At 60.6% G+C, this 11,596-nt stretch carries 14 protein-coding genes and 1 pseudogene; 9 read left to right on the forward strand and 6 right to left on the reverse strand.

Features of this window, described 5'->3' with window-relative positions:
- Positions 1-245: 245 nt before the first annotated feature.
- From C9413_RS18775 to C9413_RS18785, 3 genes are all read right to left on the reverse strand, one after another.
- A complete protein-coding gene (locus C9413_RS18775; protein WP_039843632.1) occupies positions 246-941 on the reverse strand; it encodes an RNA polymerase sigma factor in 696 nt (231 codons plus the stop codon).
- Between the two features lie 459 nt (positions 942-1,400).
- A complete protein-coding gene (gene fabF, locus C9413_RS18780) occupies positions 1,401-2,705 on the reverse strand; it encodes a beta-ketoacyl-ACP synthase II (RefSeq protein ID WP_039843631.1) in 1,305 nt (434 codons plus the stop codon).
- Between the two features lie 47 nt (positions 2,706-2,752).
- The gene (locus C9413_RS18785) at positions 2,753-3,331 is read right to left on the reverse strand and encodes a TetR/AcrR family transcriptional regulator (RefSeq protein ID WP_039843630.1); all 579 of its coding nucleotides are present in this window, start codon (positions 3,329-3,331) and stop codon (positions 2,753-2,755) included.
- A 79-nt stretch (positions 3,332-3,410) separates the two neighbouring features.
- On the opposite strand from C9413_RS18785, the gene C9413_RS18790 reads away from it, so the two are divergent.
- From C9413_RS18790 to C9413_RS34525, 3 genes are all read left to right on the forward strand, one after another.
- Positions 3,411-3,773, forward strand: coding sequence for a hypothetical protein (locus tag C9413_RS18790; RefSeq protein WP_052451470.1), 363 nt, complete (start codon positions 3,411-3,413; stop codon positions 3,771-3,773).
- A gap of 114 nt (positions 3,774-3,887) precedes the next feature.
- Positions 3,888-4,346, forward strand: a complete 459-nt coding sequence (locus C9413_RS18795) for a nuclear transport factor 2 family protein (protein WP_039843629.1) — start codon at positions 3,888-3,890, stop codon at positions 4,344-4,346.
- Between the two features lie 659 nt (positions 4,347-5,005).
- Complete coding sequence (locus tag C9413_RS34525; protein WP_323808233.1) at positions 5,006-5,185, forward strand: hypothetical protein; 180 nt, start codon at positions 5,006-5,008, stop codon at positions 5,183-5,185.
- A 102-nt stretch (positions 5,186-5,287) separates the two neighbouring features.
- Here C9413_RS34525 and C9413_RS18805 read toward each other — a convergent pair whose 3' ends face one another.
- The gene (locus C9413_RS18805; RefSeq protein ID WP_039846582.1) at positions 5,288-5,851 is read right to left on the reverse strand and encodes a methylated-DNA--[protein]-cysteine S-methyltransferase; all 564 of its coding nucleotides are present in this window, start codon (positions 5,849-5,851) and stop codon (positions 5,288-5,290) included.
- Between the two features lie 384 nt (positions 5,852-6,235).
- On the opposite strand from C9413_RS18805, the gene C9413_RS18810 reads away from it, so the two are divergent.
- The 3 genes from C9413_RS18810 to ybaK are packed head-to-tail and all read left to right on the forward strand — an operon-like array spanning position 6,236 to position 8,124.
- Complete coding sequence (locus C9413_RS18810) at positions 6,236-7,297, forward strand: succinylglutamate desuccinylase/aspartoacylase family protein (protein WP_039843628.1); 1,062 nt, start codon at positions 6,236-6,238, stop codon at positions 7,295-7,297.
- Between the two features lies 1 nt (position 7,298).
- Entirely contained in the window at positions 7,299-7,649 is a 351-nt protein-coding gene (locus C9413_RS18815) for an ArsC family reductase (protein ID WP_039843627.1), read from the forward strand.
- Between the two features lies 1 nt (position 7,650).
- Positions 7,651-8,124, forward strand: coding sequence for a Cys-tRNA(Pro) deacylase (gene ybaK, locus C9413_RS18820; protein ID WP_039843626.1), 474 nt, complete (start codon positions 7,651-7,653; stop codon positions 8,122-8,124).
- On the opposite strand, the gene C9413_RS18825 is transcribed toward ybaK, so the two are convergent.
- Positions 8,121-8,561, reverse strand: coding sequence for a MarR family winged helix-turn-helix transcriptional regulator (locus C9413_RS18825; RefSeq protein WP_039843625.1), 441 nt, complete (start codon positions 8,559-8,561; stop codon positions 8,121-8,123). The two genes, ybaK and C9413_RS18825, sit on opposite strands and share 4 nt — an antisense overlap.
- Before the next feature lie 80 nt (positions 8,562-8,641).
- On the opposite strand from C9413_RS18825, the gene C9413_RS18830 reads away from it, so the two are divergent.
- From C9413_RS18830 to C9413_RS18840, 3 genes are all read left to right on the forward strand, one after another.
- Positions 8,642-9,067, forward strand: coding sequence for a DoxX family protein (locus tag C9413_RS18830; RefSeq protein ID WP_039843624.1), 426 nt, complete (start codon positions 8,642-8,644; stop codon positions 9,065-9,067).
- An 11-nt stretch (positions 9,068-9,078) separates the two neighbouring features.
- Complete coding sequence (locus C9413_RS18835) at positions 9,079-9,756, forward strand: glutathione S-transferase family protein (protein ID WP_039843623.1); 678 nt, start codon at positions 9,079-9,081, stop codon at positions 9,754-9,756.
- A gap of 112 nt (positions 9,757-9,868) precedes the next feature.
- On the forward strand, positions 9,869-11,122 hold the full coding sequence (locus C9413_RS18840) for an aminopeptidase (RefSeq protein ID WP_039843622.1): 1,254 nt from the start codon (positions 9,869-9,871) through the stop codon (positions 11,120-11,122).
- Here the strand turns inward: C9413_RS18840 and C9413_RS18845 are convergent.
- Positions 11,070-11,513 (reverse strand): annotated as a pseudogene (locus C9413_RS18845) (EamA family transporter); the annotation flags it as partial. The gene C9413_RS18840 and the pseudogene C9413_RS18845 sit on opposite strands and share 53 nt — an antisense overlap.
- Positions 11,514-11,596 lie beyond the last annotated feature (83 nt).

Genomic DNA, 11,596 nt, shown 5'->3' on the forward strand with positions numbered 1-11,596 from the left:
CGATTCCGCCGAGTGCCGCTCCGGCACCGAGTACGACAAGTCCCTGAAGCGACTGACGCCGGGATAGGTGAAGTGCGTCCTGCATGGTGGTCTCCTATATTTGTTGATCAACACCGCTGTCAGCACCGCGGCGCCGAATGCTTTTGCCTAACGATTAGATGGTCCGGGCCGCCAAAATATTCCCGGGTCCCCGGGCGCAATCTCGGTGTGGACGGCGACTGCGTGCGCTCAGTCGCCGCGCTCAACTAATGAGTATCCTTTCGAACCAGGCGGATGGCGAGCCGATCGAGGACTGATTGCGCGAGGCGGTCACAACGGTCGCCTGCGAAGAGAAACGTATCTGTGAACACGGTGGCGAGCTTGTCCCGCAGGGCCTCGCGGAGCAGTCGGCGCGCGCGATAAAGACGGGTGCTCACTGTCCGAGGTCGTAGTGCCAAAAGAACAGCCGTTTCCTCAATGCTCATTTCCTCGACGTCCCGCATGACAAAGACGATGCGAAAGGGCTCTGGCAAGCCACCGACGGCTCGCTCCAGGAGGCTGCGGATTTCAGCGAGAGCGGCCGCCTCTTCGGGATCAGGCTTGTGGGCACTGAACGGAGCGACCATGCCTTCGAGGGCTTTTACGTCCACGGTAGGTCGCCTTTTTCGGCGGCGTCCCAGGGCCTCGTTCAGCGCAATCCGGGTGAGCCAGGTCGAGAGCCGCGCCTCCGCGCGGAATTCGGCCAGATGGGTGAAGGCGTGGATATAGGTCTCCTGAAGTACGTCCTCCGCCTCGGTGTCGTCATTCAGGACGGCACGGGCGACCCGGTGAAGCCGCTGATTGTGACGCTTGATGATCACCCAAAATGCGGCGGGGTCACACTGTCGCGCGTGTTCAACCAGCCTCGCGTCGTCGAGGTCCTCGATCCTCACTGCCACGGGCGACCGGGTCGGCTTCATCATAGGCGCTCCAGATGCATCAGCTTACTATGAGATTAGCGTTTCAGGGTTTCGATCTGCCTGGTAGGGACTTGGAACTCTAGCGGACCCAGCGGCGGCGCGACAGCGGTTCAGCAGGATTCCATCAACGGAAGGGCCAAAGCTCGTTTCTCACGTTCCGGCGTCGAGATGAAGCTCCGGTGATGAAGAACACTGGAAAAGGCGGCAGCCTTATCTTGCCGATGGACGACGTGCAGGGCCAATCTATCGCCATTCCGAACGCGCGAAAGCCGACGCTCTGCAGGGCCTCGGCCTTTGCGTGCCCGATGCCGGTGGATGCCCCGTCGCCAGGGCGATCCCAAGATTGGTCTTATTCACGGATATCACTTCTTTATTTTGGCTGGTTTGCGTTTCAAGACTGTCGCTCGGCCCGCCGGCCGTAGATCTGGTGTTGGAAAAACAGGAACGTTTGGAGGCCGGATTTCAATCACCGGCCCGTCCGGTGCTCGCGCCGGTCAGCTCGTTCGTCCAGCGTCGGAACAGCGCACTCGCGTTGACCCCTCCGAAGCCAAAGCCACTGGAGATCGCGTAATCCATCCCCATTGGCCGAGCTTGGCTTGCGACGAAGTCGATCCCTTCGGCGGCTGGATCCGGGGCGCTCAGATTGAGTGTCGGCGGCGCCACCTGGTCCCTGAGCGCCAGGATCGCGAAGATAGCACCAAGCCCGCCGGCGGCGCCGAGCAGGTGTCCGGTCGCCGATTTCGTTGCACTGACAGCTATCGCGAAATCGCGCCCGAATACCCTCTTTATCGCCGCGATTTCCCCAAGATCTCCTACTGGCGTGGAGGTCGCATGCGCATTGAGATGACGAACCTCGCGCGGCGAAATCCCTGCTTGGGCAATCGCGATCTCCATGGCACGGCGCGCCCCTTCGCCGTCGGTGGGACCGGAGGTGACGTGATGAGCATCCGCCGTCGTGCCGTAGCCGACGAGCTCGGCGAGCGGTTTGGCACCGCGGGCAAGCGCGTGGCTCAATTCCTCGATGACCAGGATGCCGGCTCCTTCCCCCATGACAAAGCCGTCCCGCGCCATGTCGAAAGGTCGTGAGGCCTCGGCCGGCGTGTCATTGAAGCCAGTGGAAAGAGAGCGTGCGGCAGCAAAGCCACCGAGGCTGACGATGTTCATGCACGCTTCGGTGCCACCGCACACGGCGATGTCGGCCTCATTGGCGCGGATAAGACGGGCCGCATCGCCGATCGCCTGAATGCCGGCCGCGCACGCCGTCACCGGCGCGCCCAGTGGGCCTTTGAAGCTATGGCGGATCGAGATGTGGCCCGCCGCGAGATTCACCAGGAAAGACGGTATCGTAAACGGCGACAGGCGGCGGACACCGCGCAGGTCAACCGTGCGCACCGCCTCGGTGATGGCGGGAAACCCGCCGATGCCGGACGCGATGATCGTGGCCGTGCGCAAGCGATCCGCTTCCGAGACGGGCGCCCATCTTGCTTGGGCAAGCGCCTCTTGTGCAGCCGTGAGCCCAAAGAGAATGAACCGGTCCACCTTGCGCTGATCCTTCGGCGCCAGGACCGTATTCGGATCGAAGCCGGCTTCGGGGTCTTCTTCGAGGGACGAAACCACCCCTCCGACCTTTGCAGGGAGGTCGCCCACTACGTCGTCCGGAAGCCTCCGGATGCCCGAGTGGCCGGCCAGGAGACGCGACCAGGACGCTTCAACATCGGCAGCAAGGGGCGTGACCGCTCCCATGCCCGTAACAACAATCCGTCGCATCTGTTTTTCCTTTCAGTTTGGGTGCGCCGCCAGCGCTGCCATGCCGTTCAGGCGCCGGCTGCTTGGTTAATCTGATGGGTCGCCGCATCCAAAAAGCCCCGCGCGAGGTCGGGATCGTTGACGACGCGCGATAACATCAGCGCACCGACCATCGTCGCAAGAATGGCCATGGCCTTGCCATCGGCATCCTCGCCATGGGTCTCGGCAATGAAACGGCCGAGGATCTCGAGATGCTCCTTAATCCCGGCTTCGAACGAAGCTTTCACGTCCATGCCTTGTCTGGCGGCATCCGAACCGAGCGCCACGATCGGGCAGCCGTCCATCTTTTCTCCGCGATGGTCCATACTGAGATAGAACGCGATCACCGCGCCAAGCGGATCCTCGTCTTTAGCCGCAGTCGCGGCCGACCATCGGTGGGTGGCGCTCTCCATCGCTCGCCTGGACGCCTGCGCAGCCAGGTCCTCCTTTGATACGAACTGCTTGTAAAAGGCGCCTTGGGTCAGTCCGGCACCCTTCATCAGATCCTTAAGGCCGATGCCGTCAAAGCCTCGCTCCCGAAAGAGGCGACTTGCGACATTGATCACGGTTTCGCGGTTTTCCGCGGCCTGACTGCGACTTACGCGCATCGTCATCTCCTTTTTTAGATTGCATTCGTAATCTATACCCTATATAGAGGTCGAACGCAATCTAAAAAGGAGATATGAGATGATCCGCAAAACGCTGAGCGCATCGCTCCTGGCCGGGCTGTTTCTTGCAACCCCGGCTTTTGCCGAGGAAGCAACCGTCGGACGCCCGATCGAAGGCGGCAGCCTTAACGAGCGACACCTCGACATGGTGGTCTACTACATCCCGGTCGACGGCGACCTGCTGGAGGTCACCGCCACCTTCGCGCCGAAGACCGGGGGCGATCCGCTGCGGGTCGTCATGGGCCTCGCCGACGGCGCCTCCGTGGCATTTTCCATGCCAGGCCATCAGCACTCGCTTTACGCGTTCTCAAGGTCCGGCAAGGAGGTGACGGTCTCGACCGAGACTGACACGCATCTGCGGGCCGACGCGACAATGCGTTGACCCGACGTTAAGACCGCAGCCTGGCTGCTGCCGGCCGCGGGCTCTTGCGTCGGCGCGGCTCGCCACGCGGGTGTCTTCGATCACGCCATCGAACAAGTCTGGAGGAAAGATCAAATGCTATACAGTTATTTTGTCGAGAAATCGATCCGGCAGAGCTTCGACCACGTCAACAGCCATCGCTGGGATGCGGCGATGAAAGCACTCGCGCCGCATGTCCATCACCGCGTTTCCGGCGCCCACGCGCTTGGTGGTGAACGCCACGGGAAAGAAGCCGTGCGCCGCTGGTTTGAGCGCCTGGGCCGTGTCCTGCCCACGCTCCATCTCACGGTCAACCACATCTGGGTGAAGGGCTGGCCGTGGCATACCACCGTGTTTGCCCAGTGGGACGGCAAAGCAACGCTGCTCAACGGCGACGCGTCGTATGTCAACCGTGGTCTGCACGTGTTCACCCTGCGGTGGGGCAGAGTCTATGCACTCGAGGAATTTTACGATTCACAAGCAGCGGCCGGCGGTCTTGCCGCCCAAGCGGCAGCTGGCCTCGAAGAAGCGGTCGCCGAACAGATCGTAAGCTAGCAGAAGCGCAGCCCTACACCCTGTGTGTTGAGAGGAGGATAGATACCGCAGCGCCCGTTTGCGCGACCGCAAAAGAATGCCTCGCTGACGGTACTTCTCTGATAATGAATCCGCTCGGGTGGGGCGTGGCAATGTGTTGAAAACCGGCGTCACATGATCCAGCGATGGCGAGCCTCCGGCCGGGTCTTCGGTTAATGTGCGTAGGGCGACGGAGCGCGATCACCGGGCTGTATCAACTCCTGGACACTCAGATTGAGGCGGCCGATGCGCTCGCTGATGCGGCTGTGGTTCCAAAGGCCTTGATATGCCTGGCCTCGGCGCTCCAATATCACGAACTGACGCTGCAGATGCCCTCGCCTGTGTGGATGGCGATCGACCGCACTCCTAGCGCCCCAAGATCGATTATCCGCCTATCCAGTTCGTACGCCTCGAGGGGGGCCGCTCTCAGCGAGGGCGTCGAACGGCATCCCATCGAGGGCGTTGAGATCACGAATCCGGCGTTCGATCGTCGATTTACTTCCGCTATCGGACGAAAGTCAGCCTCGACGGTGCGATGGAGTGGCTCCGGCGGCGCGAGATCACAAGCGACGACCTCTGGACATACGCGAAATAGCCCAGGCTCTGGTCGACCATGGGACCCTATGTCGAAGCGACTGCGCGTGAACTCAGAAAACGCACGGCCATCGGTGCGCGCCCGGCTGCTGGATCGGTCTCGCGCAGAGCGCACCGACTTTCAGATCCTACTGACGCGCTACGCGCCAAAGACCCCCTACCGGCTGAACCTATCCGAGCATCGCGACCGCTTCATCCCAAACGGTGCGGTGCTGTACGAAACCTGATCGCCGTCCCGTTGGTGGGATACGGCGAGAACAGCCCGAGGGCCATCGCCGAGACTTTCCATGCCAATTGCACGCAGCCGGTCGACGACGACGGCGTGATCTTCAAAATCCCAGGGATTGCTGCGCCGGCTGCGGCGGCGCAAGTCGAACGCCTTCCAGTTCCAGCATCCTGAGCTTGGAATTCGAGCCGCCCGGCGCCGAAAACCCGCCGATCTTGCCACCTGCGGCGAGCACCCGGTGGCACGGGATGATGAGGGCAACCGGATTCTTTGCCATCGCCTGACCCACGTCCTTCGCCGCTTCCGGGCCGGCGCCAAGTTCCTTCGCCAACGCGCCGTAGGTGGTCGTTCGGCCCCAGCCGACGCGGCGCGCAGCAGCATAGATGCTCTGGAAGAAGGCATCCTGCCCCTCAAGGTCGAGCTTTACGCCTGAAAAATCTGTTTCTTTGCCGTTGAAGTAACGCTTTACCGCAGCGATCGCCTCGGCAACCTCAGGCGTCGGTGTACCGGATTCGGCTGCCGGAAGGCGGCGCAGCAGAAGTCGCTCCGTCGCGTCAGCGGCTTTTGTTGGCAGCTGGAAACGTGTGATGCCGATCTCGTTCCAGGCAATTCCGCAGAAACCACCAACTGTTTCGAAGATCAGATATTGGTGCGCTTTCTCAGCCATGACATCGCCTCCGTGCTTCGCTTGCATCCTAAAATCGTACGGCCGGACCTCGAATTCCACCCGTTTCTTGCAACAGTTTGCCAGTTCGCACAGCCCTGGCCAAGATCAAATGTTCTAATTTTGTTCGTGCGTTTTAGCTTCGGCCCGCAAGACTTGGAACTCCGGCGTGGCGATGCGGTTGAATGGCCCTGCTCAGCGCTGCGATCTCCTGACCGCCTGCCGGTGAAAGCGAACATGAGCATATCGGCCAGTGGCGACTGATCGGATACCAGGAAAATGGCGCAACGGTTCTTGCTTCAAACGAAGTGCGTCATCTGCCGCCTTGCACTTGCCCGCCGGACTCGCATAAAGCTCCGTTAAAGAGAATTTGCGGAGTGACGTAGCGTGGACATTTCCGAGATCATCATTCCGGGCGACACACCCGGCATCGAGTGGCGTCTGCCGGTTTATCGGTTCAAGGGTAACGACCCCGCCGCACCGAAGGTTTATATCCAGGCGGCGCTCCATGCCGACGAACTCCCGGGCACAGCACTTCTGCATTTTCTCTGCGGGACGCTGCGTGATGCAGAAAGTGCCGACAGCATTGCGGGCGACATCACAATCGTACCCCAGGCCAATCCGATTGGTGCAGCACAGTCGCATTTCGGCGAGCTTCAGGGCCGTTTCGATCTCGGCTCGCGGACCAATTTCAACCGGGATTTCCCGCTGATTTCTCTGCGGGACCGCGGCAACCTGATCGACGATCTCGATCGTTGCCCGGCAATCGACCGGCTAAAGCGGCAGCTGATGCATATGGCGCTTGGCGCCGATCTCGTGCTCGATCTGCATTGCGACGACGAATCCCTGCAATATGCCTACATCGACGAGGCCTTCTGGCCGGAGGCGAGCGACCTTGCCGCCGCCCTGGCGATGGACGCGGTGCTCCTTTCCGATGGCGAGAGCTCGGCCTTCGAGGAGGCAATCAGCTTTGCCTGGAAATATGAAGTGCCTGGCGAAAAGCGCACCCGTCTGCCCGGCAAGCTTTCCGTCACCTTGGAACTTCGCGGCAAACGCGATGTCTATCCGGATATGGCCAAAGCGGATGCAGAAGGGCTATGGCGCTTCCTCACTGCACGCAAGGTCATCAGAGACGAGAGGGTATTGCCAAGCACGTTCGCCGGTCCAGCCGTGCCGCTTGACAATATCGAGATGATCCGCTCGCCGGAGTCCGGCACGGTCCTCTTTCATCGCAGCATCGGTGAAATGGTCGCCGAAGGCGATCTGCTGGCAACGATCATCACGCGTCCCGGCATGGCGGACGGCAGCATCCAAGTTCGCGCACCGCAAGCGGGCCTTGTCGTCACCTGCGTTTCAGACCGCCTAGTACGCCGGCAGGCGAACCTGATGAAGATCGCCTGCAGCCAGCCCAGCAGCGTCGTGCGCAAAGCCGGAACCCTCGAGGATTAATATGACCGCCATCATTTATGGTATCAAGAACTGCGACACGATGAAGAAGGCGCGCGCCTGGCTGGAAGAGCATGGCGTTGCCTATGTTTTTCACGACTACAAGGCCATGGGTATCGACCGCGTCCATCTGCAGCAATGGGTCGACAGAGCCGGATGGGAAACCGTACTCAACCGCGCCGGAACCACCTTCCGCAAGCTGCCGGACGCCGACCGAAAAAACCTCACCCGGGAAAAGGCGATCGCCCTGATGCTCGACCAGCCGTCGATGATCAAGCGGCCGGTTCTGGAAGCAGGCGGCAAGCTGCTGGTCGGCTTCAAGCCCGAGAGCTACGGGGCGGAGTTCGAAAAATAAAATGTCCAAGACGACGCGCGCCACGCAGGTTCTTGCCAAAGCCGGTGTCAATTTCACGGTGCATAGCTACGACTATGATCCGAATGCCGAACGCGTCGGCCTCCAGGCCGCCGAAGCGCTCGGCGAAAAGCCGCATCGCGTGCTGAAGACGCTGATGGCGGAAGTGGACGGCAAGCCAGTCTGTGTCGTCGTGCCCTGCGATCGCGACGTCAGCATGAAGAAGCTTGCCAGCGCCTTCGGCGGCAAGACGGCAAACATGATGAAGCCTGCAGATGCCGAGCGGCTGACCGGATATCATGTCGGCGGCATCAGCCCGTTCGGCCAGAAAAAGCTCGTTCCGACGGCGCTGGAGGAGGCCACGCTTACAGAGCCTCTGGTTTACATGAACGGCGGTCAACGCGGACTGCAGGTGCGCTTTGCGCCGAAGGAGGCGCTCACGACGCTGAACGCCAAAGCTGCCTCGCTCATCGCTTAGGCGGAAAATCGCGCCAGCAGATTCACGAGCGCCGTGGCGGCTGGTTCGTCAAGCTTCGAGCCGACGTGGACCTCGATCGCCTTGGAATAAACGGTCCACATGCGTTCGCGAAGCGCCCGGCCGGCCGCCGTAATGACAACCCATCGGCCGCGCCCGTCTTCGGCGAACGTCTCGCGGCTTACGAGCTGCTCGCGTTCGAGCCGGTCGAGCAGCCGAGAGAGGTTGTATTGCGCGAGCAGCGTCCTCTCTTCGATTTCGAAGGGGCGCAGTTTGCCTTCTTCCGCGCGCGCCAACTCCCAGAGCACATCATACCAGCCAAGCGGCGGCAGGCCCGCCTTCTTGAGGTCGCTCTCGATGGCCCGCAGCAGGCGCTGCTGAGCACGCATGATGGAAATCCACGCCTGCGTAGTTGTCTCGGATCGAGGTTCCTTGCCCATATAGATGCAATTACATTTACCTTGACGAAGGAGCAAGATAAATTATATGCATATGCATCTATCATGGGAAATTGACGAACATGAACGCAGATAAATCCATCCTCTATGCAACTGCCCTGCTGCGGATCAGCCTCGGCACGATGTACCTCGCCCACAGCATCGTCCTGAAATTGATGACTTTCGGACTGATGGGGACCGCCGGATATTTTACGTCGATCGGCTTGCCGGGCTGGCTGGCCTACCTCACCTTTGCGGCCGAAGCGGTCGGCGGGGCGCTCTTGGTTCTCGGCATTCAGAGCCGCCTTGTCGCCTTGGCGCTCGTACCGGCCCTTGCCGGCGCGATCATCTGGGCGCATGGGGCGAACGGCTGGGTCTTTACTGCGCCGGGCGGCGGCTGGGAATATCCGCTCTATCTGATCGTGCTTTCGATCGCCCAGGCCATGCTCGGAGACGGCGCCTTCGCGCTTCGCCCTTCACAACCGCTTGCACCTGCAAAAGCCTCTTAAGGGAATATGCCATGCAAAAGCTTACCCTCATCTCGCATCACCTGTGCCCTTATGTGCAGCGGGCTGCGATTGCCCTTGGTGAGAAGGGTGCGGCCTTCGAGCGCGTTTTCATCGATCTCGATGCCAAGCCGGACTGGTTTTTGAAGATTTCTCCGCTCGGCAAGGTTCCGCTTCTGCTGATCGAGGAAGACGGGCGGCAGGTCGCCCTCTTCGAGAGTGCGCCAATTTGCGAATACATCGACGAAACGCAACCCGGGCCGAGGCTTCATCCGCAAGATGCCCTGACACGCGCCCGGCATCGCGGATGGATGGAGTTCGGCTCGTCGATCCTTGCCGATCTTTGGGTGTATGAAACGACTAGCGACCCGCGGGTGCTGGAGACCAAACGAACGGTCCTTGCATCGAAATTCCTTATCATCGAAACCGAGCTTTCCGGTGGACCCTTTTTCGTCGGGAAGAGCTTCAGCCTCGTCGATGCCGTCTTCGCACCGATCTTCCGATATTTCGATGTCTTCGACACAATCAGCGACAGCCACATCTTTGATGGCCTGGAAAAGGTGAAGCGTTGGCGGAGCACGCTTGTGCAGCGGCCGAGTGTTAGGCAAGCCGCCGCTGCCGATTATCACGAGCGTCTCATCGCGTTCCTTGAGAAACATCAGTCGGCATTGCTTGAACAGGCGGCCGCTTAAGATCGGGTGGTCTCTTGCGGCCCTGCGTTTTCACGCTGGCGAGCTTCATTTTCGCCGTAAAGGGGTCTAAGTCTGGAATCTTCAGAGAGTCGATTTCAGGAGGTAGCCGGCCATGACGTTCATGCCCCAGAGTCAGAATTCCGTCGATCCGATCAAGCTGGAAAAGCTCGCCGAGGTCGCCGTCAGGGTCGGCCTGCAGCTTCAAAGAGGTCAGGACCTGGTGATGACCGCGCCGATTGTCGCAATGCCGCTGGTTCGCTTGATCACCAACCACGCCTACATGGCGGGCGCGGGGCTTGTTACGACTTTCTACTCCGACGAAGAAACGACGCTTGCCCGCTATCAATACGGCAGCGACGAAGGCTTCGACCGTGCCTCCGGCTGGCTCTACGAAGGTATGGCAAAGGCATATCAAAACGGTGCAGCACGCCTTGCAATTGCCGGCGACAATCCGATGCTGCTTTCCGAACAGGATCCCGGCAAGGTCGGCCGCGCGAACCGGGCGAATTCCACCGCCTACAAACCAGCGCTCGAAAAGATCTCGAACTTCGACATTAATTGGAACATCGTTGCCTATCCGAATCCCTCCTGGGCGAAGGTCGTGTTTGCGGACGATCCAGAGCAAATTGCGATCGCCAAACTGGCAAAGGCAATCTTTGCCGCCTCGCGCGTCGATCTCGACGATCCGGTCTCAGCCTGGAGGGAGCACAACGCGAACCTTGCCGCCCGCTCCTCCTGGCTGAACGGTCAGCGCTTCGCAGCGCTGCATTTCAAGGGACCGGGTACCGACCTGACCGTCGGCCTTGCCGACGGTCATGAGTGGCATGGCGGCGCCTCCGTCGCCAAGAACGGCGTTACCTGCAACCCGAATATCCCGACGGAAGAGGTCTTCACGACGCCGCACGCGCTGCGCGTCGAGGGCCATGTCTCAAGCACCAAGCCGCTCTCGCACCAGGGCACGCTGATAGACAACATCCAGGTTCGTTTCGAAGAGGGCCGCATTGTCGAGGCCAAAGCTTCGCGTGGCGCGGAGGTATTGAACAAGGTGCTCGATACCGACGACGGCGCGCGCCGCCTCGGCGAAGTGGCGCTCGTGCCGCATTCATCACCGATCTCGGCGAGCGGTATCCTCTTCTACAATACGCTTTTTGACGAAAACGCCTCGTGCCATATCGCGCTCGGACAATGCTACTCGAAGTGCTTCCTCGACGGCGCAAAGCTCAACCAGGACCAGATCAAGGCGCAGGGCGGAAATTCCAGCCTTATCCATATCGATTGGATGATCGGTTCCGACAAAGTGGATATCGATGGCATCAAGCCGGACGGCTCGCGGATTCCGGTGATGCGGCAGGGAGAATGGGCCTGACGGGCGCCATCGCTCTCTGGCTGATCCAGACGCTCGCCAGCACAAGCAGAAATCCGAAGAGCTGCACAGGCGTCAAGCTCTGGCCAAGCGCCAGCCAACCGAGAACCGTCGCCACGAGCGGGCTCAAAAAGCCAAGCGACGCGGCCGCCGCTGGCTCGATCTTTGACAGGCCGCGCAGCCATAGGACATAGGTAAAAGCCGCGCCAATCAGTCCGAGATAGGCCATGCCCAGCACATTTGCAGTTGTCGGCATCGGAAGAGGCGGCTCGAACATCAGCGCGACTGGCACGAGCAAAAGCCCACCAGCTGTCAGTTGCCATGCCGTGAATGCGAGGTTGGAGACCGGCGGCGTCCAACGGCGCGCTCACAACGTGCCGATAGCCATTGAGATGTCTCGTCGAAACATCTCCGCGACCACGAGACTACTGAGCATGTATTATGACGTCGTTACATTTAACAACAAAAAAGTATGCA

Origin of the sequence: Rhizobium sp. SEMIA 4085 (genome assembly GCF_013004495.1) — a bacterium.
GTDB classification, from domain to species: domain Bacteria; phylum Pseudomonadota; class Alphaproteobacteria; order Rhizobiales; family Rhizobiaceae; genus Rhizobium; species Rhizobium gallicum.